This window comes from Taylorella equigenitalis ATCC 35865 (assembly GCF_000276685.1).
Lineage (GTDB): Bacteria > Pseudomonadota > Gammaproteobacteria > Burkholderiales > Burkholderiaceae_B > Taylorella > Taylorella equigenitalis.
The window spans coordinates 415,092-432,243 of the sequence record NC_018108.1 but is presented as its reverse complement, the minus strand read 5'-3'; the positions used below and the strand labels follow the sequence as shown (position 1 = coordinate 432,243).

The following is a 17,152-nucleotide window of genomic DNA, read 5'->3' as shown; positions in this document are numbered from 1 at the left end:
AATAATTGTCAGCTACTTAAAAACCCGACCTTTGAAATGGCTTCAACAATCTTAAGAATATCGTCTTTAGTTAAGTAAGGATGAAAAGGCAAACTAATTACCTCCTCTGAAATCCTATCACCTACTGGCAAGACTAAATTGTCTGCAAGTACTGGTTGCTTGTTGAGTGGTAGTGGATAGTGAACCGCAGTAGGGATACCCAATTCTTTTAATTTCAATGCTAAAGAATCACGATCTTTTATTCTGATTGTGTATTGAGCAAAAACACTTAAATTTTCTGACCTTATAACTGGAGTTGTAGTGACCCCTATTTCATTTAGTAATTTTGTATACGTTTTTGCTAACTCTTGTCTAAGCATTATCTCATCATCGAGAATATCAAGTTTAGGCAGTAGAATTGCTGCTTGAATGGTATCTAGACGACTATTAACACCCAACCTAATGTGATGATATCTGCGATCCTGCCCATGTCTCGCAACTTGTCTTATTACAAGAGCAAGATTCTCATCATTAGTGAAAATAGCTCCTCCATCCCCATAACAACCTAGAGGTTTACTTGGGAAAAAACTAGTGCATGCAATAGTGGTTAAATTACAAGATTTATTACCCTTGTAAGTAGCTCCAAAACTTTGAGCTCCATCCTCAATGACTGGGATATTATGTTTTTCTGCTATAGAATTTATAGCATCATAATCTGCACATTGACCATATAATGAGACGGGTATAATGGCTTTAGTTTTAGAAGTAATGGCTTGCTCAAGCAGAGCAGGGTTAATATTGTAAGTTTCGGCATCAACATCTATGGATACAGGTTTAGCACCAAGCAATTTTGCTGTTTCAGCAGTTGCTATATAAGTAAAACCTGGAACAATAACTTCATCATCAGGACCAATGCCAAGTGCCATCTGTGCAATTTGCAAAGCATCGGTACCATTTGCACAAGTTATACAATATTTAGCACCCACATAGGAAGCCAATTTTTCTTCAAGCTCCTGTACTTCAGGACCTAATATATATTTACCATGTGACAGCACTTTCTGAATGTTTGAGTCGATTTCTGACTTAATTCGTTGTTGCTGTTTTGCTAAGTCAATGAATTCCATAATTAACTACCTAACAAAATTGATTCCATTTTTTTTGATAATGAGTAATACTCATAATTAGCTTTAGCGTAATTATGAGCATTAGAGCCTAATGTGGCTTTTTCAGAATCTGATTGAATTTTAAAATCTAACACTGCCTGTGCAATGTCGTTGAAATTGCCTGAAGTTACTGTAATACCACATTTAGCCTCTTCGACAGGTTTAAACTCTCCTGAATCTACAGCATAAATAATTGGTTTTCCAGCAGCCAAATACTCAAAAAGTTTATTTGGAGAAATGCCATATTTAAAAACATCTTCCCTAACTAAACTCATAAAACAGATGTCGAACATTTTATAAACCGAGGGTATTTGACTTTTCGTAACCCTGTTTAAGAATGAGACGTTTTCAAGATTTTTTGAATTTGCATAATCTATTAATTCTTGTTTTAGCTTTCCTTCGCCAACTAGAACAATATGAATATCCTTGTGTTCTTTTAAAAGCTCAGCTGCATCTAGTAATGGAAAAAGATTATTAGCTAGTCCAAGAGTTCCGGCATACCCAACGATTAACTTATCTTTTGGAAATTTCGCAATGAACTCTGGACTCAATGGTTCAGGTTTAGCAAACTCCTCTTCACTGTAACCATTAGGTATCCAATGAAATTTAGATTTCTCCATACCTCTAGTAATCATATGCTTCCATGCAAACTTCAAATTGGAAATAACAATGTCTGCATGTTTGTAAGCATAGTCCTCTGTATATTGTAGAAACTTTATAAAGGGGTGGTTCGGACTTTTATTGCCAATTTGTACGAGGGATAGTGGCCATATGTCACGAACCTCAAAAATTAATTTCGCTTTATATCTTTTAGCTAATTTTCTTGCACCATAAAATGGAATTGGGGAAGGCGAGGATTGTAAAATGTGGGAAGGTTTAGGGAGGTCTATTAATTGTAATTTCTTCAATGTACTTGAAAACTTAAACCAACCATAAATCCGTTTTTTTGAATGGGCTCCTTTATACGAGGGCATACGTAACCACACGAATTTCAATCCATTGTGATTTTCTATTTTGTACCAGTCTGTAAGTTGGAGAGGCTTACCTAACAAATGATGAGAGGCTGATGCCACAATTATCACTTCCCAACCAAGATTTACTAACTCTCTTCCTATATAGAAAGACCTACCTCCCATACCAGTATCTGGAGTAGAGGCATACTGATTAATAATCCAAAGCGTGGGCTTACTCATCCGATAGCCTATTTAAATATCCATTTTTAAGAATGTATTTCGCACCAGTTTGCGAGCAGGTAGCACTGCCATCACCATCAAGAGGAAGATCAAGTTGCTCTCCATACTCACTCATCCAACCAATCTGGCGTGCTGGAACACCAACCATAAGAGCATATGGCTTAACGTCCTTATTTACCACAGCTCCAGCACCGATAAAAGCAAACTCTCCAATAGTCACTCCACACACAATCGTGCAGTTTGCTCCAAGGGTTGCACCTCTTTTTACGATTGTGTCTTTGTATTCATCCTTACGATTAATAAGTGAACGCGGGTTATATACATTTGTAAAAACCATGCTTGGCCCACAGAATACGCCCTCTTCTAAATGCACGTTATCGTATATAGAGACGTTGTTTTGGACCTTACAATTATCGCCGATAGTAACTTTATTACCTACGAATACATTTTGCCCTAGTGAAACCCCCTCTCCAATTTGGGCTCCACCACAGACATGTACAAAATGCCAAACTCGAGAATTCTCCCCAATCTGAGCACCATCGTCCACAATTGCTGTGTCGTGCTTAAAGTAAGACATTTATTTTTTTAAGAATGGATGATAGTCGCCAGATAGATTAGAAATTGGAGCATTACGTATATCGGCAACAGTCTCAATAGCCACACGATTTTCTTCTAAACCAAAGCCACGACCAGCAAGAATCTCTTGATATGAAACAGTATGAAGATCAGTAAACCCACCAGAAAACTCGATACCCTCTCCATCTACTGTAATTGTGCGGAAAGTTCTTTGACCAGCTTGTTTCTGTGCATCAGGAAGATCATTTGAATCTACTGACAAGAACCAGCGAACACGTGCTTTATCGTACTCGAGATAGCCTGCTGATTTAGTTTCTTCGCGTAGATGAACTTTATTTTCCTGAACAGCACCAAATAAATACTGAAGCATGTCATAGAAATGAACGCCAATATTGGTAGCGACACCGCCCGACTTGTTTAAATCGCCCTTCCAAGACTGAAGATACCAACGACCACGAGATGTTATATAAGTCAAATCAACTTCGTATTTGGAATCCTTAGGATTTTTCTGAATTTTTTCGCGAAGTTCTATAATTGCTGGGTGCAATCTAAGCTGTAAGATAGTGTTAACTTTTCTACCTGTATCCTTCTCTATCCCTAGAAGGCCGTCAATATTCCAAGGATTTAAGACAAGAGGTTTCTCACAAATAGCATCTGCATCTGACCGTAACGCAAAACGCATATGAGCATCATGCAGATAGTTAGGAGAACAGATAGAAATGTAATCAATTTTTCTGGAATCGTCCTTATTTCTGCGGACTTTATCTACAAATCGGTCAAATCTTTCAAACTCTGTAAAAAAGTAAGCATCTGGAAAATGACTGTCTATAATACCAACTGAATCATTTTTATCGAAGGCAGCCACTAAATTGTTATTAGTGGCTTTGATAGCCTGCATATGCCGAGGAGCAATGTAACCAGCCGCTCCTATTAAAGCGAAATTTTTCATTTTTATTGCCTTACATTTTGGGTATTAATTAATATAATCCAAATGCAATAAGACAAAAAGAACTATTACATCTTGTAAGACTTTAATAAATAAGAATCAATAACTTTTACAATTCAAAGTTTAAAATGCAATGCCCATACTTAGGGCAATAACACATAAAATCAATGCCATCGGTACATATAAATAGCGTCCTATAGCATACCACGTACTTCCTACAGGTCTGTCAGCACCAGCATTAACTTCATCGAGCAAATCCTCTTTGCGTAAAATCCAAAACCACGATATAGCCCCAATAACCGCACCGACTGGAATGATCCAGATAGATACCGCATCCATCCAAGGTCCCCAAGAGCTAATCGGTTCCATGAATAAACCTATTCCGAAGCAGATAACACTTAAAGAAATGAGAACCCATGATCTTTTTAAACTAGGGAATCTGTGCATGATAGATTCTGCAACAACTTCAAGCATATTTTGTAGTGATGAGATACCTCCAAACACGACTGCGGTAAACAAAATAATTGCAAAAATCTGACCCCCAACCATATCCTGAAGTATCTTTGGCAATGTCACAAAAAGCAACCCAGGTCCACCTGCTTGGTCCATGCCGTATGCAAACACTGCAGGGATCATAACAAGTGCGGCAACCACAGCTGCAATCGTGTCGAAAATTGCTGTTTTCTTTGCACTGTCAACGATATCCTGATCTTTAGGAAGGTATGAACCGTAAACCAACATGCCAGACCCAGTAATTGACAATGAGAAAAACGCTTGACCCATCGCAGAGACCCAAACCATGGGATCCTTGAGGAACTTCCACTCAGGCGTTATGAGAAATTTATAGCCATTAAAAGCTCCATCTAAAAACAGTACTCGTATAGCCAAAATAGCAAACAAAATAAAGAACAATGGCATCATAATTTTGTTCGTTTTTTCTATGCTATGGGCACCTAAAAATAGCGTAATAGTAGTACCAAAAACGATAATCGCATGAAATGGTATAACTGAATAATCCTTCAGTGCATACGACTCAAACCAAGTGTTTGTATCGATGGACATAAGTGATCCGTCAATCGATTGAAATAGTGCCTTAAGCACGTAAGAGATAATAACTGCATACCCTATGGCAATGCACATAGACCCAGCCAGTGGCAACCATCCTAACACGCGTCCAACAGGTGCTAAATTGCGTGTTTTCCAAGCGTACTCGTAGGAACCTAAAGTGCCAGTGCGAGCCCTTCGACCAATTGCGTACTCAGCTGAGAGACCTGCATAAGAGAAAATAGCAACAAATAGTAAATAGATTAGAAGGAAGGCACCGCCTCCGTTTGATCCTAATTTATAAGGAAAGCCCCAAACATTTGCCATGCCGACAGCTGATCCGACACATGCTAATATGAACCCCCACCTTGTACTAAAAATGCTATATTTCTTTTGCATGATTTACTTCTTTATTTATTTGATAATTAATAATTTGTTTTTTTGTAAATTTAACTTGAAATTTTATAATATCAAGGCTGTTTCAGTACGTTACTAGGGTAATTACTAAAAATCTCAGAGTGTGTTTTTTTTACAAAAAAAAGACGGTCCTGCGACCGCCTATATATCCGTTTGAATAAAGTTTTAAATTACCAGTGGAAATTTACTGATGCACCAGCACCAAAACGTCCTTGTGAGTTACCAGCACCAATTAAGTTATAAGTCATACCACCTTTCGCTGTCCTGTATGACACACCAATTGCATATCCAGTTTCACCGTATTGTGTACCCACACCAAGAGATAAATTACCTTTACCAGCTGTAGTCGAAGGAACTAATGAAGCTGTAGCCATAGCTTCAGCAGCAACGGCTTGAGTATGCTTATCAAGTTTGTTTATGCGTTGATCCATTTTTTCAAAGCGTTGATCCATTTTTTCAAAGCGACTATCTGTTTTGTTACTTAGAGCTTTTAGTTGGGCAATGTTTACAGCATCTGTGTCTTTAGTACCAGCTGCTAGGTTAATGATTTGGCGAGTTGCGGTTGCATTGCCAACAGAAACTGCACCAAGGTCACCCATAATAGATGCTTTTACTTCCTTGCTTTCTTTCATATAAACGTCATCTGCAGATGCTACTTCGCGATCAGCTTCTGAAAATGAACCTAATGCAACGCCGTTAGCCACTGTAGATTTTGCTTGGTTACCTGCAGCAAGTGCACCTTCTTCTGTAGCTTCGCTTTCTGAACCTAGAGCTGTAGAATAATCACCAGATGCGGTATTTTGATAACCTATGGCATTACTTTGTTGACCTTCAGCGGAGTTCGAGTAACCTTGTGCTGATGACGCAAAACCGCTTGCGATGTTTGCACCGCCCAGAGCAGTAGACATTAGTCCTGAAGCATTATTTTGGTAACCTAGTGCAGATGCTTGAGCACCTGATGCCTTATTATCTACACCTACAGCAGTTGTGGAATTTGTATTGGCAATATTATTGTGGCCAAATGCAGTAGAATGGTATCCACTAGCTTCGTTCTTGAAACCTACAGCAGAAGATTCGTCACCGTATGCGATACTTTTGTTGCCAATTGCAAGAGAACTTTCCCCAGTAGCTTCACTTTCTGAACCTATGGCTGTGCTTCCATCAGTGGTTGCAATACTCTTATAACCTACGGCTGTACTTTGTTGACCTAAAGCACTACTTGAATGACCTAAGGCAGAAGAAGCAAAACCAATTGCAGAGTTTGCAGAACCTAAAGCTGAAGACCATTGACCTTGAGCTTTGTTAAAATAACCTACTGCTGTTGAATATTCGTCAGCTGCCTCATTATGACCGCCTATGGCAGTAGCATCATCATTAGAGGCTTTATTTTCAGTACCAATTGCACTTGATCCATTTCCATAAGCTTCGTTATGATTACCTATAGCAGTGGATTTCCTACCAAATGCATTGTTTGAACTTCCAAATGCAGAAGAATTCGCAGCTTCCGCAAAGTTAAAACTACCAATTGCTGATGCTAAATTGGCTGTGGCATAATTTTCTGAACCTATAGCTTGTGCTCCTATGTCTGTAGCATGGTTATTTACCCCAAATGCAGATGAATTTTCGGCAGACGCTGAATTATCAGCACCATAAGCATTTGAGTAAGTCCCAGAAGCAGAATTATTCATACCAATTGCACTTGCATATTTACCTTCAACTATATTTAAATTACCATATCCAATTGAATTATCCCCAGTTACATTATTTTTTAAACCAGTAGCTATAGATTCCTTACCTTGTACATCGTTATACTCACCAAAAATTAAAGAATATTTACCACCAATTTTATTAAAGTGACCACCTACAACTGCTCCTGTTGTACCAGGAATAAGTGTATTTGAATTCCCAAAAACTTGAACTGCAGCAAATGAAGATTGAGCATTTAATACAAACAATGTGGATGCTAAAAATGTTAATCCACCGAACTTAACTGATTTTTTAGAATTAGAAGATTTAGTTTTCATATATTTCCCCTCGAAAAAATTATTAAGCTCACTATAAATTCAAAAATGTAACGGAATATGAATATTACAAATGTGGGTAAAAGATTTATCAAAATACAACAAAAAAGCCCTCACAGAGTAAAAAGGATCTGTGAGGGTTGTTTTTTTAGGAGGGTTATATATGAGTAAGAAAAAAAAGAGCTTGACGATGACCTACTTTCACAGGTGTCCACCCACTATCATCGGCGCTAAGGTGTTTCACTGTCCTGTTCGGGATGGGAAGGAGTGGGACCACCTTGCTATGTTCATCAAGCTGACTGACTTGTTATGGCTTAGTATATCTTTAGCCATTTGGAAGAAGCACTACAAGGTTTTTTGTGTGGGTTATTATTTAGAGGGGTTGTTGATTGAATTAACAAGTTTTCATTTTAGTGAAATGAGCATTGTATTATTGTTTTAGTCACTTTAGTCTATAACACTGATAAAGTTATAGGATCAAGCCTCACGGGCAATTAGTACTGGTTAGCTACATGCATTACTGCACTTATACACCCAGCCTATCAACGTTCTAGTCTCGAACGACCCTTATTGGAGCTTAACGCTCAGGGATACCTTATCTTCAGACGAGTTTCCCGCTTAGATGCCTTCAGCGGTTATCTCTTCCGTACGTAGCTACTCGGCAATGCCATTGGCATGACAACCGATACACCAGGCGTACGTCCACTCCGGTCCTCTCGTACTAGGAGCAGCCTCCGTCAAGTATCCAACGCCCACGGCAGATAGGGACCAAACTGTCTCACGACGTTTTAAACCCAGCTCACGTACCATCTTTAAATGGCGAACAGCCATACCCTTGGGACCGGCTACAGCCCCAGGATGAGATGAGCCGACATCGAGGTGCCAAACACCGCCGTCGATATGAACTCTTGGGCGGTATCAGCCTGTTATCCCCAGAGTACCTTTTATCCGTTGAGCGATGGCCCTTCCATTCAGAACCACCGGATCACTTTGTCCTGCTTTCGCACCTGTTCGACTTGTCTGTCTCACAGTCAAGCACGCTTTTGCCAATGCACTATCAGCACGATTTCCGACCGTACCTAGCGTACCTTCGAACTCCTCCGTTACACTTTGGGAGGAGACCGCCCCAGTCAAACTGCCCACCATACACTGTCCCCAACCCAGATCATGGGCCAAGGTTAGAACCACAAACAAACCAGGGTGGTATTTCAAGGTCGGCTCCAGTAGAACTAGCGTCCCACCTTCTTCGCCTCCCACCTATCCTACACAGGCCGGTTCACGATCCAATGTAAAGCTACAGTAAAGGTTCATGGGGTCTTTCCGTCTAGCCGCGGGGAGATTGCATCATCACAAACACTTCAACTTCGCTGAGTCTCAGGAGGAGACAGTGTGGCCATCGTTACGCCATTCGTGCAGGTCGGAACTTACCCGACAAGGAATTTCGCTACCTTAGGACCGTTATAGTTACGGCCGCCGTTTACTGGGGCTTCGATCAATAGCTTGCACCACATCAATTAACCTTCCAGCACCGGGCAGGCGTCACACCCTATACTTCCACTTTCGTGTTTGCAGAGTGCTATGTTTTTAATAAACAGTCGCAGCCACCTATTCTCTGCGGCCTCTTCTGGCTATTCACCATACAAAGGCATACCTTCTCCCGAAGTTACGGTATCAATTTGCCGAGTTCCTTCTCCTGAGTTCTCTCAAGCGCCTTGGAATATTCATCCCGTCCACCTGTGTCGGTTTGCGGTACGGTCAATATGTAAATTATCGCTTAGAGGCTTTTCTTGGAACCACTTCCTGTGACTTCAAAAACATTACGTCTTCTTCGAATCATAGCCTTGAATCCTTTGACCGGATTTGCCTAATCAACTTCTTAGCTACAATACCGAGCACTTCCATCAGCTCGTTCACATTTCGCAATCCGTCCCCCCTTCACTTCACATATCGGTGTAGGAATATTAACCCACTTCCCATCAGCTACGCATCTCTGCCTCACCTTAGGGGCCGACTAACCCTGCGCCGATGAACGTTGCGCAGGAATCCTTGGACTTACGGCGAGGGAGCCTTTCACTCCCTTTATCGCTACTCATGTCAGCATTCGCACTTCTGATACCTCCAGCAAACCTCTCGATTCACCTTCTCAGGCTTACAGAACGCTCTCCTACCACACATCCGCTCTCTTAATTCGTCTATCCACTTACTTCTTTTTCTACTTCTTCTTAACTCTACATAAACAAATTAAAAGAGCGGATGCATCCGCAGCTTCGGTAACTGGCTTAGCCCCGTTACATCTTCCGCGCAGGACGACTCGATCAGTGAGCTATTACGCTTTCTTTAAAGGGTGGCTGCTTCTAAGCCAACCTCCTGACTGTCTATGCCTTCCCACTTCGTTTCCCACTTAGCCAATTTTAGGGACCTTAGCTGGCGGTCTGGGTTGTTTCCCTCTTGAGTCTGGACGTTAGCACCCAGTGCTCTGTCTCCCATGATTAAACTTGTCAGTATTCGGAGTTTGCCATGGTTTGGTAAGTCGCCATGACCCCCTAGCCATAACAGTGCTCTACCCCCAACAGTTATTCATGAGGCACTACCTAAATAGTTTTCGGAGAGAACCAGCTATTTCCAGATTTGTTTAGCCTTTCACCCCTATCCACAGCTCATCCCCTAATTTTTCAACATTAGTGGGTTGGGTCCTCCAGTACCTGTTACGGCACCTTCAACCTGGCCATGGATAGATCATCTGGTTTCGGGTCTACACCCAGCGACTATATTCGCCCTATTCGGACTCGCTTTCGCTTCGCCTTCCCTACTCGGTTAAGCTTGCCACTGAATGTAAGTCGCTGACCCATTATACAAAAGGTACGCCGTCACCTCTCGGCTCCGACTGTTTGTATGCACACGGTTTCAGGTTCTATTTCACTCCCCTCCCGGGGTTCTTTTCGCCTTTCCCTCACGGTACTGGTTCACTATCGGTCGATCACGAGTATTTAGCCTTGGAGGATGGTCCCCCCATATTCGAACAGGATTACACGTGTCCCGCCCTACTTGTTGCAACGCCTAGTACCATAATCATAGTTTCGTCTACAGGACTATCACCCCCTACGGTCGCACTTCCCAATGCGTTCGACTACTACAACTACTATCTCGTTGCGGCTACTCCAATTTCGCTCGCCACTACTTTCAGAATCTCGGTTGATTTCTTTTCCTCGAGTTACTTAGATGTTTCAGTTCACTCGGTTCGCCTCCTCACCCTATGTATTCAGATAAGGATACCTCCTAAGAGGTGGGTTTCCCCATTCGGATATCTGCGGATCAATGCTCATTTGCCAACTCCCCGCAGCTTTTCGCAAGCTATTACGTCCTTCTTCGCCTGTGATCGCCAAGGCATCCACCATGTGCACTTAGTCACTTGATCCTATAACTTCATCAGTGTCTCTTTCATTAAGTATCTCTACCTCTTTATGTACACCAACTACTACTTATAGCCTCTTTCATTTGACTATCGCTTTATATCAGCTTTATCAAAAAAACTGATACACCGACTACCTTCTTTAAAACCCTCACCCTACCTTTTTATTAAAGCAAGAGCTTCTCCAGTAATCTTCTTCTTTTTGAGTATCGCGTCTTATTTATTTTTTTACGCCGCTCATCACTTTTTAGAATATTTCTAAAACTTGAGAACTTTCTTCTTTCTTAAAAAAACTCACTTAAGCTTTTTATTAAAAGCTTATTTTTCGTTTGTGTTTTCTTAATTATGCAATCACAACCCATAAAATTTAAAAGGGTAATTGTAAGTACTATCAAGCACCATATAGTGGCACTTTCACACACTTACACAACCTCTTTTTCGTTGTTTTACTTGTTGTGCTTCTTCCAAATTGTTAAAGAACAGCCTTAAAGCATCTTAAAGATACTTTATAAGTCGCATACCATTAGTGCATTCACTAAATATACGCTTTATAAAACATCCTTTTGTAAATCATACCTACTCATACTAAGAGAGCATACACACACCTAAAAGTGTTGGTGGAGGATGACGGGATCGAACCGACGACCTCCTGCGTGCAAAGCAGGCGCTCTCCCAACTGAGCTAATCCCCCCATATACTTAATTGATCAAAGTCATCTCATGGTGGGTCAAGCTGGAATCGAACCAGCGACCCCCGCCTTATCAAGACGGTGCTCTAACCGACTGAGCTACTGACCCTAATTCTCATACTTCTTTTTTTTCTTTTAGCTGTTTTTTTCTTCTCTCTTAATACAACCGATAAGCGTGGATACGTGATTAGCGCTTAATCTAAATCTAATAAACCATATAGACACTTTTTATTTCTCTTAAAGGAGGTGATCCAGCCACAGCTTCCGCTACGGCTACCTTGTTACGACTTCACCCCAGTCATGAATCCTACCGTGGTAATCGCCCTCCTTGCGGTTAGACTAACTACTTCTGGTAAAACCCACTCACATGGTGTGACGGGCGGTGTGTACAAGACCCGGGAACGTATTCACCGCGACATGCTGATCCGCGATTACTAGCGATTCCGACTTCATGCAGGCGAGTTGCAGCCTGCAATCCGGACTACGATCAGGTTTGTGAGATTAGCTCCACCTCGCGGTTTGGCTTCCCTCTGTCCTGACCATTGTATGACGTGTGAAGCCCTACCCATAAGGGCCATGAGGACTTGACGTCATCCCCACCTTCCTCCGGTTTATCACCGGCAGTCTCATTAGAGTGCCCATCTTACTTGTAGCAACTAATGACAAGGGTTGCGCTCGTTGCGGGACTTAACCCAACATCTCACGACACGAGCTGACGACAGCCATGCAGCACCTGTGTTTCGGTTCTCTTGCGAGCACTCCTAAATCTCTTCAGGATTCCAAACATGTCAAGGGTAGGTAAGGTTTTTCGCGTTGCATCGAATTAATCCACATCATCCACCGCTTGTGCGGGTCCCCGTCAATTCCTTTGAGTTTTAATCTTGCGACCGTACTCCCCAGGCGGTCAACTTCACGCGTTGGCTTCGCTACCAAGACCCGTAAGTCCCAACAGCTAGTTGACATCGTTTAGGGCGTGGACTACCAGGGTATCTAATCCTGTTTGCTCCCCACGCTTTCGTGCATCAGCGTCAGTATTATCCCAGGGGGCTGCCTTCGCCATCGTATTCCTCCACATCTCTACGCATTTCACTGCTACACGTGGAATTCTACCCCCCTCTAACATACTCTAGCTCGACAGTTAGAAATGCAGTTCCAAGGTTGAGCCCTGGGATTTCACATCTCTCTTTCCGAACCGCCTGCGCACGCTTTACGCCCAGTAATTCCGATTAACGCTCGCACCCTACGTATTACCGCGGCTGCTGGCACGTAGTTTGCCGGTGCTTATTCTTCAGGTACCGTCAGCAGTCCAAGGTATTAACACAAACCTTTTCTTCCCTGACAAAAGTGCTTTACAACCCGAAGGCCTTCAATCGCACACGCGGAATGGCTGGATCAGGGTTGCCCCCATTGTCCAAAATTCCCCACTGCTGCCTCCAGTAGGAGTCTGGGCCGTGTCTCAGTCCCAGTGTGGCTGGTCGTCCTCTCAAACCAGCTATCGGATCGTCGCCATGGTAGGCCTGATACCCCACCAACTAGCTAATCCGATATCGGCGCTACCAATAGTAAAAGGTCATCTCTGATCCCCCTCTTTCCCCCTCAGGGCGTATGCGGTATTAGCTACGCTTTCGCGTAGTTATCCCCCGCTACTGGGCACGTTCCGATACTTTACTCACCCGTTCGCCACTCGCCATCAAGAAAAGCAAGCTCTCCTTATGCTGCCGTTCGACTTGCATGTGTAAGGCATTCCGCTAGCGTTCAATCTGAGCCAGGATCAAACTCTTCAGTTCAATTCCTGCTTAATAAATCGCTTACATATATTCAAAGTAAATTAACTACTGATATGCACTGTTTTTTTCACTCTTACTCAAATAGCGCTTTTGTATTTCTTATTACACCACTTTCGTAATACTTAAAAACCATATCTACTTGTACTTAAACTTCACTTTCTAAATAAGTGTAAGACTTAATGTTTCGCATCTTTTAGTCTATATAGACCTACTAAATACACATCAAGTACCCACACTTATCGGCTGTATAAATTTTTAAAGAACTACTATTCACTTAAATCAAACACCACTATTCAATACTGTAATAAATTTGAAAAGCTTTCTGATTAGTGAAAGATTATAATCTTACCCCTATTTCCTACACCTTGTCAAACTTTTTTAGCATTAACCCTTATATTCATCAAAATCCTATATTAATGTGTTGGGAATATGCCTAATTGAATACCCCATAGGAGATTTTTATATAAGTAAATAGGCTTATTTAAAAAACTTGGTATTCATTTAATATAAGATGTTGAAAATTTTTGGGAGCACCTTATGGAAGTACTAAAAATCTATTTAACAGACGAAGAAAGAAAAGCCTTGGTAAATGATACTGCTGAAATTATTGCTCAAGAAGAATCTTTTAAAGCATACGATGCAGGTGATATCGAAACTGCTTGGAAGTGGTTCGCAAGGGCTGAATTAAGTAACGGCGGTTTAAAAATAATCAAAAAATTGTGTGGTGAGGAGTTTATGATTAAGCACGGTTTCCCACTCAGTTTACCTGAATAAAATGGAACTTGACATCAGGTACCTTATGTCAGTAGAAGAGAATTACTTAAAAGTTATCGAAAGTTCTCGAGTTTATTCCTATCTAAAAATAGCTAGATATAAAATTTATTCTGGTTTAGAAATTTCAATCCAATCAAAAAACCCTTTCCAGATTTTAGAGAACGAATTAACTCTACTTAAATTTGAACTAGAAAAATATGAAAACAATAGCATTCAAAGATCAAGTCTAAATACTGCTATAGAAGAAATCAACAATTCCTTATTGCGTTTTAAACGAGTACTTTATCCAGAAGAATACAAAAGCACATACGAAGACTATAGCCTTAGCAAAAGCAGGGATACTAAGGGACTGCCTATAGATGAGATTAGACAGGCTTTTGTAAGCCATAAAGTAAGACTTAAAAACCTCCAAAAATCTAGACTTTCCCTAGAAGAAAAGGAAATTATTAATACTCGTATTAAGGGAATTACACTAGCCGATACTATTTATAGAGACCTTCGCCAGGACGCAGTTCCATCTATTTTAAATTCTGTTCACTAAGTATTGCTTTACAAAGTTATAAATACGGACATCCCAAACGTACAAACATCCCAAAAGCACAAGCAATCCAAACGCACATATAAGCTCTCATCAAAATAGACCCGCATATAGTACACGCCATCCCCTACCCCAAAACATCATATAAGCTCCACACTAAAACATTGCCACCCATAGGAAAACAAAATATCTGATTTGATAAAATGAGAATGATAATTATTATTATTTAAGGGTGGCAATATGAAATTAACTGGATTATGCGAAACGTTATTTATTCCACTTTGGGCTAAGAGTGTGGAATTCACTCGTAAGGACCCGCTTATTTCTGACAAAATCTCCTACGATTTAATGCAAAAGTTTGATTACGACTTCGCTAAACTAAAAAATGCTAAAGCTTCACAAGTAGGATGTTGCATAAGAGCGAAGTTAATTGACGATGAGGTGTGCAAATTTATAAGCTCATATCCAGATGCCGTCGTTATTCAACTAGGTGCTGGCTTGGACCCTCGTTACGAACGCTTGGATTATCCGCAAATCACTCACTGGTATGATTTAGATCTTGAAGAAGTCATAACCGCAAGAGCCCAACACCTTAAAGAAAGTGAGCACAATACTTATTTAAGAGCTTCCCTTTTTGATTATGAGGCGTGGATTTCTAAAGTTAAAGCACATAATAAGCCAGTCTTGATTATCTTGGAAGGGGTTTTGATGTTCTTTGAACCCAAACTAGTGCAGGATTTTTTCCTGACTTTGTGCGAGCGTTTTGACCAGACCACTGTAGTGTTTGATATGCTTGCATTTGCTGCGGTTGGCAAACAGACATTCCACGATGCTATGAAAAAAATTCAGGGTGTGGAATTCAAGTGGTCCCTACTGGATTCGAGAGATATGCAATCATGGCATTCTAAAATTAAAATCAAAGACGAGAAGTATCTAAGCGATTATTCCAATGGCCGCTTCCCTACCATTCTCAACCTTCTGTATAAAATTCCTTACTTTTACAAACGTCTAAATCAGCGAGTCGTAACTGTAGAAATAAAATAAGCCCTTGCGACGAATATCGCAAGAGCTTTTATTGTGTGGCAATGTGACCTCCCTATTCGGCACCACATTAGACAATATTAAGCATGAGTCTTATGCGTATGATGTACTACATCATAAGTTTCAGTAACTTCACGGTCAGGCTCACCTGTAGCCAAGCTCACCACATAAATCGCAATACTTGCGAAGATGAAACCAGGCACGATTTCATACAAACCGAACCAGCCAAACTGCTTCCATATTAGAACTGTCGCAGCACCAACAATCATACCTGCAAGAGCACCTGATTTATTCATACGTCTCCAAGTAAGTGCGAATACCACAACAGGACCAAACGCCGCTCCAAAACCAGCCCACGCATAGCTTACCATCGCAAGCACACCACTATTCGGGTCCCAAGCGAGGATTATTGCCACAATAGCAACAGCCACCACCATGATACGACCGAACGTTACAAGCTGTCTTTCATTGGCCTCACGATGTAAGAACGTCTTATAAATATCCTGTGTCAATGAGCTTGAGCAAACAAGGAGTTGTGCAGAAAGAGTACTCATAACAGCAGCCAAAATCGCAGCTAAAAATATACCTGCAATCCACGGATTGAAAATAAGTATCGACAACTCGATAAACACACGCTCAGGATTTGAGGCTACACGAGATAAATATTCAGTATGAGTATTAAAGTAAGCCAATCCAAAGAAGCCCACAGCAACAGCACCTGCAAGACACAGAATCACCCAAATCATACCGATGCGACGGGCAGATCGAATCGACTTGACAGAATCTATTGCCATAAAACGTACCAAAATATGCGGTTGCCCGACATAACCAAGTCCCCATGCCAGAGATGAGATTATGCCCATAACTGTAAGCCCTTCAAACATATGCGTGCTATTAGGGTTCACGCTTTGAGCCACTTCCACAGCTTGATCAAGTCCGCCTACACTAAATAATGCAGCCAATGGAACTATAATCAACGCCGTGAACATAAGCGAAGCTTGAACCGCATCTGTCCAACTCACAGCTAGGAACCCACCGATAAACACATACGCAATAGTACAAATAGCAGCCACCCACAAAGCCGTCATATACTCCATTGCAAACATACTTTCAAACAAACGAGCCCCAGCCACAACGCCCGAAGCACAATACAACGTAAAGAAAATAAGAATTACGATTGCAGATACAATTCGAAGAATATTCGACTTATCCTTAAACCTATTTGCAAAAAAGTCTGGCAATGTCAACGCATTCCCCGCATGTTCCGTATATGCACGAAGCGGAGCAGCTACAAACTTCCAGTTTACATATGTCCCGATAATAAGACCAATTGCGATCCATGAGGCAGAAATGCCTGTACTATAAACCTCTCCAGGCAAACCAAGCAAAAGCCAACCGCTCATGTCAGAGGCCCCTGCTGCAAGAGCTGCTACAAATGCTGTCAGTTGACGACCACCCAAAATGTAATCGGATAAATTTTGAGTTGATTTATAGCCACGATAGCCAATGTAAATCATTAGGACGATGTACGCAGCGAATGTGACAATAATTGGGGTACTTACGATTGAATTCAATA

The 17,152-nt window shown here is 41.3% G+C and carries 10 protein-coding genes, 2 tRNA genes and 3 rRNA genes; 3 read left to right on the top strand and 12 right to left on the bottom strand.

Features of this window, described 5'->3' with window-relative positions:
- Positions 1–8 precede the first annotated feature (8 nt).
- From KUI_RS02020 to KUI_RS01970, 11 genes are all read right to left on the bottom strand, one after another.
- Positions 9–1,103 (bottom strand): DegT/DnrJ/EryC1/StrS family aminotransferase, encoded by a 1,095-nt coding sequence (locus KUI_RS02020; protein ID WP_014840188.1) that lies wholly within the window; start codon positions 1,101–1,103, stop codon positions 9–11.
- 2 nt (positions 1,104–1,105) lie between these two features.
- Positions 1,106–2,335: a glycosyltransferase family 4 protein gene (locus KUI_RS02015; protein ID WP_013522168.1), complete on the bottom strand. Its 1,230-nt coding sequence runs from the start codon at positions 2,333–2,335 to the stop codon at positions 1,106–1,108.
- Positions 2,328–2,912, bottom strand: a complete 585-nt coding sequence (locus tag KUI_RS02010; protein WP_013522167.1) for an acyltransferase — start codon at positions 2,910–2,912, stop codon at positions 2,328–2,330. The genes KUI_RS02015 and KUI_RS02010 overlap by 8 nt, the downstream gene beginning before the upstream one ends.
- A complete protein-coding gene (locus tag KUI_RS02005; protein ID WP_013522166.1) occupies positions 2,913–3,860 on the bottom strand; it encodes a Gfo/Idh/MocA family oxidoreductase in 948 nt (315 codons plus the stop codon).
- A gap of 120 nt (positions 3,861–3,980) precedes the next feature.
- Positions 3,981–5,300 (bottom strand): sodium-dependent transporter, encoded by a 1,320-nt coding sequence (locus KUI_RS02000; protein WP_013522165.1) that lies wholly within the window; start codon positions 5,298–5,300, stop codon positions 3,981–3,983.
- A 188-nt stretch (positions 5,301–5,488) separates the two neighbouring features.
- Positions 5,489–7,342 (bottom strand): YadA-like family protein, encoded by a 1,854-nt coding sequence (locus tag KUI_RS01995; RefSeq protein WP_014840187.1) that lies wholly within the window; start codon positions 7,340–7,342, stop codon positions 5,489–5,491.
- Positions 7,343–7,521: 179 nt separating this feature from the next.
- A 5S ribosomal RNA gene (gene rrf / locus KUI_RS01990) occupies positions 7,522–7,634 on the bottom strand.
- A gap of 178 nt (positions 7,635–7,812) precedes the next feature.
- Positions 7,813–10,754, bottom strand: a 23S ribosomal RNA gene (locus KUI_RS01985).
- A 609-nt stretch (positions 10,755–11,363) separates the two neighbouring features.
- Positions 11,364–11,439, bottom strand: a tRNA-Ala gene (locus KUI_RS01980).
- A 29-nt stretch (positions 11,440–11,468) separates the two neighbouring features.
- Positions 11,469–11,545: transfer RNA gene (locus tag KUI_RS01975), tRNA-Ile, on the bottom strand.
- A gap of 130 nt (positions 11,546–11,675) precedes the next feature.
- Positions 11,676–13,223, bottom strand: a 16S ribosomal RNA gene (locus KUI_RS01970).
- Together the 16S, 23S and 5S rRNA genes with 2 tRNA genes alongside form the textbook arrangement of a ribosomal RNA operon.
- A 537-nt stretch (positions 13,224–13,760) precedes the next feature.
- Here KUI_RS01970 and KUI_RS01965 point away from each other — a divergent pair.
- The 3 genes from KUI_RS01965 to KUI_RS01955 all read left to right on the top strand — a co-directional run bounded on the left by KUI_RS01965 (position 13,761) and on the right by KUI_RS01955 (position 15,579).
- Positions 13,761–13,997 carry a hypothetical protein gene (locus tag KUI_RS01965; RefSeq protein WP_014840186.1) on the top strand — a complete coding sequence of 79 codons (237 nt, stop codon included), beginning with the start codon at positions 13,761–13,763 and terminating at the stop codon, positions 13,995–13,997.
- Positions 13,998–14,022: 25 nt separating this feature from the next.
- Positions 14,023–14,538: a hypothetical protein gene (locus KUI_RS08040; protein WP_014840185.1), complete on the top strand. Its 516-nt coding sequence runs from the start codon at positions 14,023–14,025 to the stop codon at positions 14,536–14,538.
- Positions 14,539–14,775: 237 nt separating this feature from the next.
- A complete protein-coding gene (locus KUI_RS01955) occupies positions 14,776–15,579 on the top strand; it encodes a class I SAM-dependent methyltransferase (protein WP_014840184.1) in 804 nt (267 codons plus the stop codon).
- Positions 15,580–15,656: 77 nt separating this feature from the next.
- Here KUI_RS01955 and putP read toward each other — a convergent pair whose 3' ends face one another.
- On the bottom strand, positions 15,657–17,150 hold the full coding sequence (putP, locus tag KUI_RS01950; RefSeq protein WP_081482427.1) for a sodium/proline symporter PutP: 1,494 nt from the start codon (positions 17,148–17,150) through the stop codon (positions 15,657–15,659).
- Between the last annotated feature and the right edge of the window lie 2 nt (positions 17,151–17,152).

Excerpts from the sequence above, each read along its gene's own strand:
- KUI_RS02020 (WP_014840188.1), bottom strand. The coding sequence starts at position 1,103 with ATGGAATTCATTGACTTAGCAAAACAGCAACAACGAATTAAGTCAGAA.
- KUI_RS02015 (WP_013522168.1), bottom strand. The coding sequence starts at position 2,335 with ATGAGTAAGCCCACGCTTTGGATTATTAATCAGTATGCCTCTACTCCA.
- KUI_RS02010 (WP_013522167.1), bottom strand. The coding sequence starts at position 2,912 with ATGTCTTACTTTAAGCACGACACAGCAATTGTGGACGATGGTGCTCAG.
- KUI_RS02005 (WP_013522166.1), bottom strand. The coding sequence starts at position 3,860 with ATGAAAAATTTCGCTTTAATAGGAGCGGCTGGTTACATTGCTCCTCGG.
- KUI_RS02000 (WP_013522165.1), bottom strand. The coding sequence starts at position 5,300 with ATGCAAAAGAAATATAGCATTTTTAGTACAAGGTGGGGGTTCATATTA.
- KUI_RS01995 (WP_014840187.1), bottom strand. The coding sequence starts at position 7,342 with ATGAAAACTAAATCTTCTAATTCTAAAAAATCAGTTAAGTTCGGTGGA.
- KUI_RS01965 (WP_014840186.1), top strand. The coding sequence starts at position 13,761 with ATGGAAGTACTAAAAATCTATTTAACAGACGAAGAAAGAAAAGCCTTG.
- KUI_RS08040 (WP_014840185.1), top strand. The coding sequence starts at position 14,023 with ATGTCAGTAGAAGAGAATTACTTAAAAGTTATCGAAAGTTCTCGAGTT.
- KUI_RS01955 (WP_014840184.1), top strand. The coding sequence starts at position 14,776 with ATGAAATTAACTGGATTATGCGAAACGTTATTTATTCCACTTTGGGCT.